Origin of the sequence: Moritella sp. 5 (assembly GCF_018219455.1) — a bacterium.
Lineage (GTDB): Bacteria > Pseudomonadota > Gammaproteobacteria > Enterobacterales > Moritellaceae > Moritella.
Genome location: NZ_CP056122.1, coordinates 3,043,780 through 3,058,761 on the forward strand (window position 1 = coordinate 3,043,780; position 14,982 = coordinate 3,058,761).

The following is a 14,982-nucleotide window of genomic DNA, read 5'->3' on the forward strand; positions in this document are numbered from 1 at the left end:
AGAGGTTTATGATGTTAAGAGCCACAAAAGTACGTATCTATCCAACAGTAGAGCAAGCCGAGTTTTTAAACGCTCAGTTTGGCGCTGTTCGGTTTGCGTATAATAAAGCCCTTCACATTAAAAAGCATTTTTATAGTGTAAAAGGTGTATCTCTTGCGGTTAAAAAAGACTTAAAGCCATTACTCGCTAAAGGCAAGAAGTCCCGTAAGTATGGTTGGTTAAAGCAGTACGACTCCATTGCGCTACAGCAAGCGGTGATCAACCTTGATGGCGCTTACAAAAAGTTCTTTGATAAGAAATCAAGATCAGGTTTTCCAACTTTTAAACGTAGGCATGGCAAACAATCTAGTTATCACTGCACGAGCATTAAAGCCACTGATAACACCATAAAAATCCCCAAGTTAACGGCTATTAAAGCGCGTATCCACCGCGAATTGATTGGAACACTAAAGAGTATTACCATTTCAAGATCTGCCAGTGGCAAGTACTTTGCTTCGTTATTAGTCGAGTCTGATCAAGCCGCGCCCGATAAGCCTAAGCACATTACAAGCGTGTCTGGGTATGATCTTGGCCTAACACATTACTTGATTGATGATCAGGGCCATAAAACCGCTAACCCTCGTTTTCTCGTTAATGCATATAGCAACCTCAGAAAAAAACAAAAGGCGTTAAGCCGGACTAAGAAAGGTGCTAAGAATCGCTCAAAAGCACGTTTGATCCTGGCATTGGCACATGAGCGTGTTGTTAATGCGAGAAATGATTTTCAGCATAAGTTATCAAAACAAATTATTGACGAAAACCAAGCAGTAATAGTTGAGACTCTGAAAACATCGAATATGTTAAAAAATAGAAAATTAAGCCGTCACATTGCGGATGCTTCCTGGTCTAAATTTGTTGAAAAACTTGTTTATAAAGCAGAAATGTACAGCACTCACCTTGTTAAATGTAATCAGTGGCTTGCGAGCTCTAAAACGTGCTCGTGCTGCGGTTACAAAATGAAGGAAATGAAGCTAAATATTCGTCATTGGTCTTGCCCGTCATGCGACACAAAACATGACCGCGATATTAATGCAGCGAAGAATATTCGTCATTACGGAACACTAAAATTGAAAGCGGATGGATTGACCGTTTCTGCATAGTGATGCTGTGTAAGACCTGTAATATTTACAGGCTACGGCAAACGACCTATGAAGCATCGCCATTTATGGCGGTGAGCAATCACATTTGGCATTATCCATTAGCAATGAAAAAGCAGTCAGAGCCGTTGGTAATGCGAATGGTGCTAATGGATTAGCGATTATCATTCCTTGCCATCGTATTATTGGTAGCCAAGGTGAGCTAGTCGGTTACGGCGGTGGCTTGTCATTAAAGAAACGCCTTTTAGAGTTAGAGCAAAACCTATTTATCTGATACGTTTACTATTCTCTAACCAACTGTGCCACCCGTGCTTGTAGATGCGGGAGTACATCTAGTTCGAACCAAGGGTTTTTCTTCAACCAAATGTTGTTACGTGGACTAGGATGCGGTAGCGGTAATCGTTCTGGCCAATTTTTTTGCCCATAGTCTCGCCAGTGTTTTATTGTTTCGGTGAGGTTTTTCTGCTTCACATCACCCATATGCCATTTTTGCGCATATATACCAATAACCAATATCAACTCAATGTTTGGCATTGCAGCTAATATTTCAGTTCTCCATGTTCGAGCGCATTCGGGTCTTGGTGGCAGGTCGCCTGACTTACCTTTTCCTGGATAGCAGAATCCCATCGGTAAAATGGCTATTTTACTGGCATCATAAAACGTATCGCTATCAATGCCCATCCATTGGCGTAAACGATCACCACTGGGATCTGTAAATGGGATACCCGATTCATGCACGCGAATACCAGGCGCTTGCCCTGCTATCAGTATTTTCGCTTTATCATCGACTTGCAAAACAGGTCTGGCGCCCAGTGGAAGGTCAGGTTCGCACAAGGTACATTTTTTAACATCGGAAACAATGACATCGAGTTCACGATCTTTCATACAGTCATCCTAGAACGGTTTCTACTTTATACGGAAAAATAGGCTTTATTTTCCCGTAATCAAATTTATAATCATCTGAAGTATAACGAGTATATTGATTGTTCGTCTGCTTATATGGGTCCGTATAAATAAAATTATTGTTTTTGTCTCTCGTTTATTTGGTTAAGAGTCAGTAATTACCACTTATCTATTTGTTAAATATAATAAATTTGATATCATTTAAGTTGAATATGAATTCACGTTATACAGAATCCCGTATAATAAGCTGTTATATGCAACGGAGAATTAAGTGTTTATCGTATCCTTAACATACAAAACGGAATTATCAGAAGTCGACAAATATATCGACGAACATATTACCTATCTTGAAAAACATTATGCCTTAGGTAAATTTATTGCTTCAGGTCGTAAAGTCCCCAGAACGGGTGGCATCATTTTAGTTAATGCGGCAAACAAAGATGAGTTGGATTTAATTTTAAAAGAAGATCCATTTAATATTGCGAACGTTGCTGATTATGAAGTGACTGAATTTATTCCAACGATGGCTGCCACAGAGTTTGAAGCCATCAAAGGTTGCATATAACAAGTTTGTCAACGAGGACAAATTTTAGCTATGTATTTTGTGTTGCCGCTGCGCGTCAGTATCACACAAACGGCTTCACAAAATTTCGGCTGTTACAAAGGCGTTATAAAGCAAAGGGAATTCAGTGCAACTAAAAAGATTTAGCAAGGAAGTCGCGAGTGAAATTATTACTTGGTTTCCTACTCAAAAACAATCACTTTTATGGGGTGGTAGAGTGTTTGGTTGGCCTATAGAGGCTAGCGAAATCATTGAACGAAGTAAACAGTCTAATCTTGAGTTTTATACTCTAGCTGATGGTAATGATGCTCTCGGTTTTATTGAGCAGCAGAAAATCAGTGAAACCGAAATGCGTTTGTGCAGAATAGTTGTTTCCCCATACCATCGCGGCAAAGGTTTGGGTAAAAAACTAGTTCAGCTTTCACTGAATGAAATTCAGCAAAGAAGAACGTATAAAACAGTTACTTTAGGAGTGTTTACGGAAAACGTTTCGGCATACAACTGCTACAAGTCATTGGGGTTCGTAGCTATCGATAAAGAGCCAAAATTTAAAGAGTTTGGTGGTGAAAAATGGCCATGGGTTCAGATGGAAATTGCTTTATAATAGTGTAAATTTAGCTAAGGATAACTAATGTACAAAGGAAGTTGTTTGTGTGGCTCAATCCAGTTCTCATTGGACGGTAGTGTAACGGATATTATCCATTGTCACTGTTCGTTGTGCCGTAAGGCAAGCGGTAGCGCATATGCTACAAATGGTTTCATTGATGCCAAAGATTTAAAGCTAACTGACAGAGGTATCACGCTTACTTTTTACGAGAGCAGCGAGGGTAAACGAAAGTACTTTTGCAAAACCTGCGGAGCTCCGATTTATAGCTCAAATGCTCAATCTCCGAAAAGGTATCGCCTTCGTTTAGGCTCATTGGATAGTGATATATTAGAACGTCCAATTTCTCACAATTTCGTCACCTCAAAGGCAAACTGGGAAAATTTGGATGCAGATCTTCCACGTAATGAGAAGCACGAACTAGGTCGAAAGTAGGCGCGGTCAGAATTCGCCTAACAAGTCATTAAATCAGGACAAATAACAGTAGGCTTTTGCTCCTACGTCGCTAATTTAGCCAACAATTATTTGCCTCTTAATGAGGCGTATATGCCAAAGGGAGAACGATGGAGCAAAGCTAACAAGTAGCAGCAACGGATTTATAAACCTGTCGTTTTGCATAAAACCCGCAAAACAAGCGCCTGTTTCACAAGGCAGCTGTGCAGGCGTTAACTCACAATTATTGCCTCTAACTGAGGTATTTCGCTTTAATTAGAAATAACCGGATATCATGTTTGAATTAAAAACAATCGCACTTTTTTTCGTTACAGCTATTGCTGAAATCATTGGCTGTTATTTACCATATCTTTGGCTTAAACAAGATAAGAGTATATTACTGCTAATTCCTGCTGCAGCAAGTCTTGCACTGTTTGCTTGGTTGCTATCTCTGCATCCTGAAGCGGCAGGTCGTGTTTATGCCGCATATGGTGGTGTCTACATTTTCGTCGCCATACTATGGCTCTGGGGAGTTGATGGTATTAAGCCAACTATGTGGGATATGATTGGCGCTTCAGTCGCGCTTGTTGGTATGGCTATTATTATGTTCGCACCTAGAGCCTCGTAACCTAGTCTGCTTTAAAAATGCTAATATCCACTTGGTAATGAGCTTATCATCGGCTTGATAGCTGAGTGATGCCATCGCTGATTCGATAGTATCGGCAGGGATAATATCACGGCGCTGCTCCATCAGCGCTGCAGAATATCGCGCAGTAAACTCTGGATGCCCTTGCAAGCCAAGAAAGTGAGAGTCCACTTGGAACATGCTATACGGACAAAAATCATTGCTCATCAATACGGTTGCATTACGGGGTAACTTACAGACTTGGTCTTGATGACAAACGACGAGCGCGATATTATCTTGCTTCGGCTGCATCCAGCCTTGCCCTGCTAGCACTTTAGCATGCGCAATCCCGACTCCCCATCCCAGTGGGCTTTTTTCAACTTCCCCGCCGAGTGCTTTTGCCATGAGCTGATGACCAAAACAGATGCCGACCAAGCCTTTACGAGCGACATAAAGCGAACGAATAAAGTCCTCCAGTTGGCGGATCCAAAAATCCTCATCGTTAACCCCCCATTTACTACCACTACAAACATACACATCACATTCATCAATATGTTGTGGAAGCTGGCCATCTATCACCAGATAAAAACGAAGTTCTAATACTTCATCAGTTTGCTTAAATAGCGTTTCAAACATAGACGCATAATTACCAAAATTAGGCTGTAAGCTCTCTCGTACATCATCACATTGTAGGATACCGACTTTCATTCCCTTACCTCCATACTGGTCACACGTACAAGTCGCCATGTATCGCTGACAAGTAAATATCGGCGTATTGCTGCGCATCAAGTTTAATAGGATTACTACCTGCCGATGGGTCTTTCGCAGCCATAATGCCGATTTCAATTACACGCTCAGCATCAATACCAATCTCACCCAGAGAATGAGGTATATCAAGTTGCTTACGCAGCGTTAATACCCAGTCTATAAAACTATCAAAGTCAGACTCTTCCAACTCTAGGTAACGACTTAAACGCGTTAGCTTAACTTCAATGGCAGTGCGATTCGCCTTTAAAACGTAAGGCATTAAGATAGCGTTTACTAAACCATGATGACTATCGTAAAGCGCTCCGATAGGATGAGCGAGCGCATGCATGCCGCCAAGACCTCGCTGAAAAGCCGTTGATCCCATCGTCGAGGCTGCCATCATTTGCATTCTTGCTTCCAGATCCTGGCCATTTTCTACGGCGCGCGGTAGATATTCTTTAATTAGACGGATAGCCTCTAGTGCAATACCTTCCGCCATAGGGTGATAAGCATTAGCACAATATGCTTCTAAGGCATGGGACAATGCGTCCATCCCCGTTGTTGCGGTTAACGCAGCAGGTAAACCAACACTCAATTGAGGGTCTAAAATAACAACGGCTGGCAACATATTAGGATGAAAAATAATGCGCTTAATGTGATGCTCACTATCAGTGATCACCGAGGCGCGTCCTACTTCTGAACCAGTGCCTGATGTAGTTGGTACTGCGACAACAGGTGCCATACTTTCAGTATGCACGTTTAACCAGTTATCACCCACATCTTCAAAGTCCCAGAGAGGACGATCTTGGCCTACCATCAAGGCCACAGCTTTAGCAGCATCAAGTGCAGAACCACCACCAAATGCGATGACACCATCATGCTCGCCACGCCAGTATGCACTCACCCCATCGGTGACGTTTTCACCTGTTGGATTCCCCTTAATCTGTGAAAAAATACCACACCTTAAGCCTGCTTGCTGGCAATTGGCTAACGCAGCTTGCACTATAGCTAAGTCAGCTAGACCCGGATCGGTAATTAATAACGGCGATTTCATACCCAACTCTTGGCAAGTGGCCGGAAGTTCTTTAATGCGACCAATACCTGTGCGAATAGCGGTGGGATAATGCCAATTAGCAGTAAATTGATTAAGTTCCATGACTTCTCCTTACAGCGAAACCTTGCCAAACCCTGTATTGAAAACGGGTGTAAAAACTATTGTAAAATTTTAATGTGGAATGATTTCGGACGCGTTAACGACTCATAACCTAATGTTGATAAAGTACAGCCCCGTCCCGAATTCTTCACCCCCGTCCACGCTAATGCAGGATCGAGGTAGTCACAACGATTAACAAAGAAAGTGCCCGTTTCGAGTTGCTCGCCAATCGCGATAGCGGTCTCAATATCTTGAGTAAATACCGATGCAGTGAGACCGAACTCAGAATCATTCATTAACCATATCGCTTCTTCATCACTCTCTACTTTCATAATGCCAACGACAGGACCAAAACTTTCTTCGGTCATCACCCGCATTTGGTGATTAACATTGGTTAATAGTTGCGGAGCTAGGTAAGGCGTACCGACTTCATCCAGCGGAAAGTCACCTGTATTTATATGCGCAACAGCCCCTTTAGAAATGGCATCTTGTACTTGTGAACGCACAAAATCAGCCGCTGACGCTTTTACCACAGGCCCTAATGTGGTGTTAATATCATCAGGTCGCCCAAGCTGATAACCTTTAACTAGATCCACAGACTTACGGACAAATTCGTCAAACACGCGTCGATCTACATAGATACGCTCGATAGCACAGCAAGACTGTCCGGAATTGAAAAAAGCACCATCGATGCAAGTTGCGACCGCATGCTCGATATCCGCATCTGCACGAACATAAGCGGGATCTTTACCCCCTAGCTCTAAACCAACACCAATAAAACGCCCACAACTTGCGCTTTCAACCATGGTTCCACCAACCACTGAGCCAGTAAAAGCCACATAATCAATTCGACTATCCTTGATTACCGCTTCGGTATCTGCATGACTAAGATGTAAATATTGGAATACGCCATCCGGTAAACCGGCTTTTTGAAAAGCATTGAATAATTGCTCTGCGCATAATGGCGTCTGCGCGGAATGCTTTAATACCACACTATTCCCCGCCATGATGGCTGGCATAATGGCATTAATCGACGTGAGATAAGGATAATTCCACGGTGCGACAACAAAGACAGCCCCTAATGCTTCGCGTTTGATATAACGCCGGAGCCCTGTTTTTTCTGGCAGCTGAATAGTCGCTAAGGCTTCATCTGCGGCATCAATCATATAACGAGCACGCTCGGCTAAACCCGCGACTTCACCCCGTGCATATTGAATTGGACGTCCCATCATCCAACAGAGTTCATTTGCAATCTCGTCTTCATTAGCAACGAAAGCATCGACCATTTGATGGCAGATCGCAGCACGTTCTTGCAGGGTAACATGGTGCCAATTAGCTTGAGCCACAACCGCCTTTTGCAAAATATCATTAACGTCTTCGCTACTGGCGAGAACACGCTCAACGTAAACAGAGTTATCGATGGGTGAATAAGTTTGCTGTAGCTGCCTTTTGCTCGTCATTATCTGAGTTCTCCCTAGATAATTTCAAAATAACGTTCGAGTTCCCAATCAGTCACCTGTTTTCTAAATTCACGTTCTTCCCATTCACGGGTAGCGGCATAATGCAGTACAAATGCTTGGCCAAATAGTTCTTTGGCCGCTTCGGAACGTTTTAATTTACGCGCAGCATCAAACAGTGTTCGCGGTAGAGATAACGCTTCTGAATGGTCTTGCTCATACGCATTCCCTTTTACTTGTGCATGAGGTTCAAGTTTATTCTCTATACCCAGTAGACCAGACGCTAATGCGGCAGCGAGTGCAAGATAAGGATTCGCATCTGCGGATCCTAGACGGTACTCAATACGTTGAGATGTTGCCGAGCCAGGAATAACCCGCAGTGCTGTGGTGCGATTTTCTACGCCCCAAGTGGCATCGAGCGGTGCCCATAACCCCGGGACCATACGGCTATAGCTGTTTACCGTAGGTGCGATCATCGATAAGAACTCAGGCATGTATTTTTGCTGCCCAGCCAGGAAGTGACGTTGAGTATCACTCATGTTGTACGCCTTATTGGGATCGTGAAACACCGCTTTACCATTTTTGTCTTTTAACGATATATGAATGTGACCACTTTGCCCCGGCCAATCACTGGACCACTTAGCCATGAAGGTAGCCATCAGGTTATTACGTTGTGCCCAGACTTTAATAAAGGTTTTGAATAATGCCGCTTTATCTGCCGCATTTTGCGCGCCATCATAAGCAATAGCCGCCTCTAATACCCCCGGACCTGTTTCGGTATGCAGACTCTCTAATGGGAAATCCATCTCTTCACCTAGCGCCATGATTTGATGATGTAAGTCAGCATGAACGGAATTACGAATTATGGAATAGCCAAAGCAATCGGGGGTGAGTGGAGTTAAGTTTTTATAACCTTTTTCTCGCACTGATTCAGGCGTCTCTTTAAACATGAAGAACTCATATTCGAATGCAGCAGTGACATCGAATCCCATACGGTCTGCACGCTCTAATACGCGACGTAAGGTACCTCGGGGACAAACAGCTTCAGCTTGGTCACGAAACTCGGCAATGAATAGCAACATATCGCCTTCGGCAGGTAAATGACGACAAGTCTCGGGTAAAATACGCACAGGTGCATCAGGGTAGCCAGTATGCCAGCCCGTATATTCAACATTATCGTAAAGCTGATCTTTTGAATCCCAGCCTAAAATCACATCACAAAAAGAAAAACCATTATCGAGAGAAGAGAAGAATTTCTCTTTGCTCATATATTTACCGCGCATGACACCATCTGCATCAAACAGACCCACTTTCACATGGCTTAGACCTCGCTGCTCAATAATATGTTTTGCATCGGCAACGGTCTTTACTTCTCTTGGACTGAGCATAATACATCCTTATATTACAAGCCTATTACGGCTATGCTTAATAATCTGTGACTGCATTATTCTTAGTATAGGAAGTGTAAGTGGGTTGTGATGAATAGATCTCATCATATTTAACAAAAACTAGCTATTTAACAATTTTAAAAACCGTTTTAGCGCTTAGTCGTCCTCTAAAAACAAAACCTCTATCGGGTTAAATAGATGACCATGGCTATACCAGAGAGACCAAATACCAATGTCGTAACCATATATCAGCGTCACTTGAATTAAGTTTCTATCCGTCGAATCAGGGTAAGTGTTAGCAACCACCTGCGCTAATTTTTCAGCAAATGCTCTGTCATCGACAACATTTTCATTGAGGTAAACACTGGCCTTTACATACGTTGTAATACGCGTTTTAGCATTCGTAGACATCGTTTTTTTCGTACTGTCAGTAATACCGACATATTTAACCGGTAGGATACTGTTTAGTGCTTCTTGAGTAGATAATAGGCTTTTAAATTGCTCTGATTGATCTACGTTAGAAACAAATGCAGGTGCAAATCCTGCCATAATGAAAACGCCAGATACAAGTATTAAGTGGAGTTTCCAAACCTTATCCGTGTCTTTTGGCGATGCAGAAGCGTTAACAACATATGTGCCAACCACTAAGTCATGCAAAGACTGTCGAGTTGCGCGGTTAAAAACATAAAGATAGATAATTGCGAAAAAGCCACCAAATAACAAAATGGAGAAAGGATATATTAAGTAGGTAAGTAAATCATAATTATAAATTTGTGCTCCATTTACAAAGAATGGCACTGCAAGAATGCTATATCTAAGCATTGATTTAGGTACATTAATGGTTTGATTAGAAGCATCAACAACTTTTATTTTAAATGCTTTCTTACCAAAAGTTTGCCCATTAAACATGGCGCTATTCATCATTCCAAAATAAATCATAGCGATACTAAAACCGATTAATTTACCCCAACCTCCTATTTGAACAAAAGTGCTTTCGAAAAAGAAACCTAAAGCAACACCAATACTCCCTAATATGAGGGAATCGACGAGCAAAGCTCCTATTCGAGTCCAAAATCCGCAAATCCATTTGTCTTGTACTTCGTCCAAAATTTAATCCTTATTAACCTATTTATCGCTATTTTATATTACAACGACTGTGAGAAAGTGTTCATTGCTGTCATTTACTAACAAGCTAAATATAGGTTTGATTTTATTAGTATTTTTACTAAATGAAAATAACAAGAAGACTGTTTACAGACAAACTGTGACCAATACGATAAACAATAGGATGATCGTGCGTAAAAACACAAAGTATAATTAGAACGGCGAGGCCGACGATATCAGTATAGGGCTTGAAGGTATGTGATAGGACAAAAAAAATGGCGAACCCATTAAGGTTCGCCATTCTTTAATATTTGTTCAGCTCAGTATTAGAACTGACTACATAGCAAATTAAAGTGCTACGATGTTTTCAGCGTTCGGGCCTTTTTGACCTTCGCCGATAGTGAATTCAACTTTTTGGCCTTCAGCTAAAGTTTTGAAACCTTCGCTAGCGATAGCGCTAAAGTGAGCGAATAAATCTGGGCCATTTTCTTGCTCGATGAAACCAAAACCTTTAGCTTCGTTAAACCACTTAACCGTACCTTGAACTTTAGACATAATAATATCCTGTAATCTTAATGTTAAATTGCCTTAATAGGCTTGAATAGCGTACAAAAATCTGGAACTTAAAAACTGCAGAGCGAGGTATTATGAATAAAACAACGAAATGGAGAATGTAAACAAAAGGCTTTCTTGCTGAGGCAGCACTTTATAGAATATTTAAAAAAAGTCAAAGGTATTTATAAAATAAATAATGCGCTACCTGTAAACATTTACTTGCACCTCTGTATATTCTACGACATTTTCAGCTAGCCCAAAGCGCTAATCTAGTCTTATACCCAAGTTACTTCAAGATGCTATATCAGAGACGAGCAGGGATATTCAAGGCATGAAGTCGAGGATTCCTTCTTTCGGTTTGCTGATTGTGCATCTCGAGGTAGCTTGGGTATATATACAAATATAATAAGGTTTAGCTTTTTTAGAACGATTACCGACTTTAGGGAACCATTTTTATTATTCGTTTGTATTTAATGATAAATTTGATACTGTTTCCAATATTGGAGTTGGATTCGCTTTATACGAAATTTAGTATCATAAGCAGTTCAACTTAGCGGTGTAGAGCCCCCTGCTTTAATCAATTATCTTTTGCCCGTTATTAGGGCGTAATGCAATTAAGGATTATATTCATATGCCTCACGTAGAAATTAAATATTCTGATAATTTAGATATAGATACGAATAAAATCTTTAATGCTGTAGAGAAAGTCATTAATGAGAATGACATAAGTGCTGGCGTATGCAAATCAAGAGCATATCCTTGTTCTCAATATAAATACTCACACATACTCGTTACTGTTTCGTTATTGACTAAAGCTCACCGAGATAAAATATTTACGCAGAAGTTAAGTGGCGAAATAGAACAGGTAGTAAAAGCTCACCTTAAACAAAGTTTATATTTTTCATTAAACATTGAATATAGCCTGGATTACTACACGACAAATACGCATCTTGTTGAAGGAGATAAGCTACAAAGCCTTGTCGATAACACAAGCAGTTAAGATGTTAGCTCAATATACGAGTTAAAATAAGTAAGAAGGGGGTCAGAACTAATCTAACCCCTTAAATTTAAGCTAGATAGCGTCATCGATAAACGAGCATATTTTCATTTTAGACATTGCGCCAACACTCGTTGCTGCAACTTTCCCTTTCTTAAAAATCATTAATGTAGGAACACCGCGAACATCAAATTTATTTTGAGTCGACACGTTATCTGTGATATCTAATTTGACAACTTTGAGCTGTCCTTCATACTCTCTGAACACGTCGTTAAGAGTAAGACCCATTGCTTTACAAGGGACACACCAATCAGCCGTAAATTCAACAACGACAGGCACATTCGATTCCAATACGTCCTGCGAAAAACTGGCATCCGTTACGTTAAAAATATCCTTATTCACGAGCGTTCCTCTCTACCTTAAAATGTTAAAAACGGGGGATTCAGTGGTTATTTTTGAAGCTAAACGAGTAGCCAAATAATGTTTAAATACCATTGTCTCACGGCTCTATTTCAATTTAATGACGGTGAGCATTATTGAATCAATACTGCAGCACAGGTTAAACTAGAAGAAATATAAAACATAGTTCGTCACATTTTGCCAATTACCGGTAAGAAATTGATTTAATTTTCTATATTACCCCTCTAAATTTCGGCCTGATTTATGCCATCGATACTACCCCCCCGCTCACCTGAAGATAACGTCAAAAATAAGTATCATTAACTGTAATACGAAAAGGAAGTACTTTAGGCGATCAAAGTGCAAGCATTCTAACCGTCTGCCCCGGCACAGATAATTTATGATAACGAGATTTAATAGTTTCCCGATGACTACTTAGCCTATCCTTATACGGCACATACCAATTAAGCTCCGTCTTATATGTATCAATAGTATAAGAACGATCTTCAGCGCATTTATTTATAGCGACTAACCCACTTTTCTCTCGCTTAAAAATGAGCATGCACTTATCACTATATAAAGTTTCCATCTGTTTTCCTTTCATATCATTATGAAAGCTAATCATTTTAACCATATAGTCACGATTCCAAACATCCTCCCATCGACGATTATCTTTATCTTCATCATCAGAAAGAGCGTCACTATAAATTAAAGGAGATCCACCATCCTTACCTAAAATATAACCATAAGCTAATTTTTCATTAGCAGGAGTCATTATTTGATAACGAAAACCATCATTCGTCGGAATATCATGAGTAATAGTAAAGGTGATGGCTCTATCATCAGGCAATGCTTGGCCATATTCTTGTGGGTCATGAAGTAAAGACATACTTCCATCATAAGAGAATGCAGACCTTATAGAAGCAAATAAAGGAAAGTCATATGCACCATGATTCGTGTTATTCAAATATGGTTCAAGAAATGTATGATACTGAGAATCACCCTTACCACCTGTTGTAATTACTTCACCAAAAACATGCATTCCCGACGTTATATCAGACGTAAATATTTGGTTAACTTGATAATCACTCATATGCTTAACGGCATCAATCCTAAAGCCTTTTATTCCCATACTTTTTAAAGATTGAAGATATTGACGCTGTTGCTTAATGACATAATCACTTGGATCTAGATCTGGTAGCCCTGTATCTTTATCGTTACCACACAATCTCCAGTATTGTACATTTCCAGGATCGCCATAATCAGATATACACCCTGCAGGATGAAAATCAAAACTAGAAAATATCCCCTTACTTAGATCTCCAAAAAGCTTTTGCTTGTTTATATATTCACTGTTTTCACTATACTGATTTAACAACTCGCGACCGGGATAGTTTAGATCATTTCTTTTCCAACTCTCATTAGCCATGTGATTTAAAACTATATCTGCGTATACGTCGACACCTTCCTTTTTAAGCGCTGAAATTAACGTCTGTAAATCTTCTTTATTGCCTAGAGGTGAGTCAATTAAGCGAATATCTTGAGGCTGATAACGTGCCCACCACTCTTTCCCTGAAGATTTTAATGGTGGAGATACTAAAACTTTCTTATAACCTGCTTTTGCAATATTTTGGGCTTGACTAGTGATATCACTATATTTCCAATTAAAAGCATGAAGAATGGTGTCGGCGTAAACATTGCCTTGTGTTCCAAGTAGAAAAGTAGCGCCTAACAAAATTTTTATTATTGGGTTTGATAAAAACTTTAAGTTTCGTTTCATAATTATTTACTAGTGTTGTTATGGGTTTAAATAATTATAAATCTAACCCTTTTTATAAAAAAATCTTTTCCTCTGCATATTAGATCTCTACCTCACTTTGTATATGTCTAATTATCTATTGAATAATAGCCAAGCTTAATTTTTATTCTTAACATGCGTTAGAGATTAAACTCAACAAGCTAGATTCGCATTACAGGATCTAATAAATTAAATTCATCTATGTTGAATATTAAGGACTCAGCATTATTTGTTATTGCTATATTAAGCTTATTTTAATAACTTCCACTTGTTACACATATGTAACAAGTGCTTATTTTAACTATCTTTAGAATCAATAACCCAATTTAAATGCAATTAAAGTGAATGATTATTTATTAAGCTGCTGGCGGTGTTGCATGCATTAGTAAAACTAATGATTAATGGTATTTTTTGTCATTGTTACATAGTTATTTCATGCGCTACTATATCCACTAGATAAGCATATAAACATCACCCAGTTAAAACATAAATTATTAAATTCAGGTAGAGGCTAATATGGCACACGCAGCGCACTTCAATATGATTCCACAAGATTTGGCTTTAGATAAAAAAGCTTATGCTGTTTCTATCAAAGGACTGATTAGACACACGAAAGACATTTTATTTAGTGATAAAAAAGAAATATCATCAGATATTCAATTAAGAGAGTTATCACCGCATATCCTACGTGATATCGGCATGATGCGATAATTGACATTCATCTTTAAAACGCCAGCATTTGCTGGCGTTTTTGTTTCTAATATTATTGAAGCTCCCCCACCTCGCTTCGCGCCCGACAAGTCGGGGAAGGAAGGGGATTCTTGTCGTCAACGGCTTAAGCATTGCAATCAATAGCTAAGTTGAGCAGCGCCAGCTCCATCAGACTATTTTCAATTTCTAGTCTGGTTCTGATCCGCCAAATCTCCTCAAGCCGAAAAGGCTTTTTACGCCGCTTCGTTTCTTTTTGTTGAAAGCTTCCATGATGACCTCCTTCTTTATTTGGTCATCACGATCGTAGTTGGAAGGAAATGAACAAAGACGTGTTTTAAGTTGACCTAATGAATGTCCGGAAATAACTTTAGCAACTAAATCTCTACTACATTCTCCCCTAATAGTGATAAA

At 39.9% G+C, this 14,982-nt stretch carries 16 protein-coding genes and 2 pseudogenes; 8 read left to right on the forward strand and 10 right to left on the reverse strand.

The window, feature by feature from the left end; all coding sequences use genetic code 11:
* Window positions 1-8 precede the first annotated feature (8 nt).
* A complete protein-coding gene (locus HWV01_RS13520) occupies window positions 9-1,139 on the forward strand; it encodes an RNA-guided endonuclease TnpB family protein (RefSeq protein ID WP_211672050.1) in 1,131 nt (376 codons plus the stop codon).
* An 85-nt stretch (window positions 1,140-1,224) separates the two neighbouring features.
* A pseudogene (locus HWV01_RS13525) lies at window positions 1,225-1,410 on the forward strand (methylated-DNA--[protein]-cysteine S-methyltransferase); the annotation flags it as partial.
* Between the two features lie 8 nt (window positions 1,411-1,418).
* On the opposite strand, the gene HWV01_RS13530 reads toward HWV01_RS13525, so the two are convergent.
* Entirely contained in the window at window positions 1,419-2,021 is a 603-nt protein-coding gene (locus tag HWV01_RS13530; protein ID WP_211672051.1) for a uracil-DNA glycosylase family protein, read from the reverse strand.
* A gap of 289 nt (window positions 2,022-2,310) precedes the next feature.
* On the opposite strand from HWV01_RS13530, the gene HWV01_RS13535 reads away from it, so the two are divergent.
* From HWV01_RS13535 to HWV01_RS13550, 4 genes are all read left to right on the forward strand, one after another.
* Window positions 2,311-2,604 (forward strand): YciI family protein, encoded by a 294-nt coding sequence (locus HWV01_RS13535; protein ID WP_211672052.1) that lies wholly within the window; start codon window positions 2,311-2,313, stop codon window positions 2,602-2,604.
* 124 nt (window positions 2,605-2,728) lie between these two features.
* Window positions 2,729-3,205, forward strand: coding sequence for an N-acetyltransferase (locus tag HWV01_RS13540; RefSeq protein WP_211672053.1), 477 nt, complete (start codon window positions 2,729-2,731; stop codon window positions 3,203-3,205).
* 27 nt (window positions 3,206-3,232) lie between these two features.
* A complete protein-coding gene (locus HWV01_RS13545) occupies window positions 3,233-3,640 on the forward strand; it encodes a GFA family protein (RefSeq protein WP_211672054.1) in 408 nt (135 codons plus the stop codon).
* Between the two features lie 292 nt (window positions 3,641-3,932).
* Window positions 3,933-4,265, forward strand: coding sequence for a YnfA family protein (locus tag HWV01_RS13550; RefSeq protein WP_211672055.1), 333 nt, complete (start codon window positions 3,933-3,935; stop codon window positions 4,263-4,265).
* Here HWV01_RS13550 and HWV01_RS13555 read toward each other — a convergent pair.
* The 6 genes from HWV01_RS13555 to HWV01_RS13580 form a co-directional block, all read right to left on the reverse strand.
* Entirely contained in the window at window positions 4,212-4,970 is a 759-nt protein-coding gene (locus tag HWV01_RS13555; protein ID WP_211672056.1) for a GMP synthase, read from the reverse strand. The two genes, HWV01_RS13550 and HWV01_RS13555, sit on opposite strands and share 54 nt — an antisense overlap.
* A gap of 19 nt (window positions 4,971-4,989) precedes the next feature.
* Window positions 4,990-6,165, reverse strand: a complete 1,176-nt coding sequence (locus HWV01_RS13560) for an iron-containing alcohol dehydrogenase (RefSeq protein WP_211672057.1) — start codon at window positions 6,163-6,165, stop codon at window positions 4,990-4,992.
* 56 nt (window positions 6,166-6,221) lie between these two features.
* Complete coding sequence (locus tag HWV01_RS13565; protein ID WP_211672058.1) at window positions 6,222-7,622, reverse strand: aldehyde dehydrogenase family protein; 1,401 nt, start codon at window positions 7,620-7,622, stop codon at window positions 6,222-6,224.
* A 14-nt stretch (window positions 7,623-7,636) separates the two neighbouring features.
* A complete protein-coding gene (locus tag HWV01_RS13570; protein ID WP_211672059.1) occupies window positions 7,637-9,007 on the reverse strand; it encodes a glutamine synthetase family protein in 1,371 nt (456 codons plus the stop codon).
* A gap of 156 nt (window positions 9,008-9,163) precedes the next feature.
* Window positions 9,164-10,114, reverse strand: coding sequence for an RDD family protein (locus tag HWV01_RS13575; protein ID WP_249185311.1), 951 nt, complete (start codon window positions 10,112-10,114; stop codon window positions 9,164-9,166).
* A gap of 345 nt (window positions 10,115-10,459) precedes the next feature.
* A complete protein-coding gene (locus HWV01_RS13580; RefSeq protein ID WP_045110007.1) occupies window positions 10,460-10,666 on the reverse strand; it encodes a cold-shock protein in 207 nt (68 codons plus the stop codon).
* A gap of 631 nt (window positions 10,667-11,297) precedes the next feature.
* Here HWV01_RS13580 and HWV01_RS13585 point away from each other — a divergent pair.
* Window positions 11,298-11,666: a hypothetical protein gene (locus HWV01_RS13585; RefSeq protein WP_211672060.1), complete on the forward strand. Its 369-nt coding sequence runs from the start codon at window positions 11,298-11,300 to the stop codon at window positions 11,664-11,666.
* A 72-nt stretch (window positions 11,667-11,738) separates the two neighbouring features.
* On the opposite strand, the gene HWV01_RS13590 is transcribed toward HWV01_RS13585, so the two are convergent.
* Window positions 11,739-12,065 (reverse strand): co-chaperone YbbN, encoded by a 327-nt coding sequence (locus HWV01_RS13590; RefSeq protein ID WP_211672061.1) that lies wholly within the window; start codon window positions 12,063-12,065, stop codon window positions 11,739-11,741.
* A 352-nt stretch (window positions 12,066-12,417) separates the two neighbouring features.
* Window positions 12,418-13,842 (reverse strand): alpha-amylase family protein, encoded by a 1,425-nt coding sequence (locus HWV01_RS13595; RefSeq protein WP_211672062.1) that lies wholly within the window; start codon window positions 13,840-13,842, stop codon window positions 12,418-12,420.
* A gap of 534 nt (window positions 13,843-14,376) precedes the next feature.
* Between HWV01_RS13595 and HWV01_RS13600 the strand changes: the two genes are divergently transcribed.
* Window positions 14,377-14,571, forward strand: coding sequence for a hypothetical protein (locus HWV01_RS13600; RefSeq protein WP_211672063.1), 195 nt, complete (start codon window positions 14,377-14,379; stop codon window positions 14,569-14,571).
* Window positions 14,572-14,704: 133 nt separating this feature from the next.
* Here the strand turns inward: HWV01_RS13600 and HWV01_RS13605 are convergent.
* Window positions 14,705-14,782: pseudogene (locus HWV01_RS13605) on the reverse strand (integrase); the annotation flags it as partial.
* Window positions 14,783-14,982: the final 200 nt, after the last annotated feature.

Excerpts from the sequence above, each read along its gene's own strand:
- HWV01_RS13595 (WP_211672062.1), bottom strand. The coding sequence starts at position 13,842 with ATGAAACGAAACTTAAAGTTTTTATCAAACCCAATAATAAAAATTTTG.
- HWV01_RS13550 (WP_211672055.1), top strand. The coding sequence starts at position 3,933 with ATGTTTGAATTAAAAACAATCGCACTTTTTTTCGTTACAGCTATTGCT.
- HWV01_RS13545 (WP_211672054.1), top strand. The coding sequence starts at position 3,233 with ATGTACAAAGGAAGTTGTTTGTGTGGCTCAATCCAGTTCTCATTGGAC.
- HWV01_RS13585 (WP_211672060.1), top strand. The coding sequence starts at position 11,298 with ATGCCTCACGTAGAAATTAAATATTCTGATAATTTAGATATAGATACG.
- HWV01_RS13520 (WP_211672050.1), top strand. The coding sequence starts at position 9 with ATGATGTTAAGAGCCACAAAAGTACGTATCTATCCAACAGTAGAGCAA.
- HWV01_RS13560 (WP_211672057.1), bottom strand. The coding sequence starts at position 6,165 with ATGGAACTTAATCAATTTACTGCTAATTGGCATTATCCCACCGCTATT.
- HWV01_RS13555 (WP_211672056.1), bottom strand. The coding sequence starts at position 4,970 with ATGAAAGTCGGTATCCTACAATGTGATGATGTACGAGAGAGCTTACAG.
- HWV01_RS13580 (WP_045110007.1), bottom strand. The coding sequence starts at position 10,666 with ATGTCTAAAGTTCAAGGTACGGTTAAGTGGTTTAACGAAGCTAAAGGT.
- HWV01_RS13570 (WP_211672059.1), bottom strand. The coding sequence starts at position 9,007 with ATGCTCAGTCCAAGAGAAGTAAAGACCGTTGCCGATGCAAAACATATT.
- HWV01_RS13565 (WP_211672058.1), bottom strand. The coding sequence starts at position 7,622 with ATGACGAGCAAAAGGCAGCTACAGCAAACTTATTCACCCATCGATAAC.
- HWV01_RS13600 (WP_211672063.1), top strand. The coding sequence starts at position 14,377 with ATGGCACACGCAGCGCACTTCAATATGATTCCACAAGATTTGGCTTTA.
- HWV01_RS13530 (WP_211672051.1), bottom strand. The coding sequence starts at position 2,021 with ATGAAAGATCGTGAACTCGATGTCATTGTTTCCGATGTTAAAAAATGT.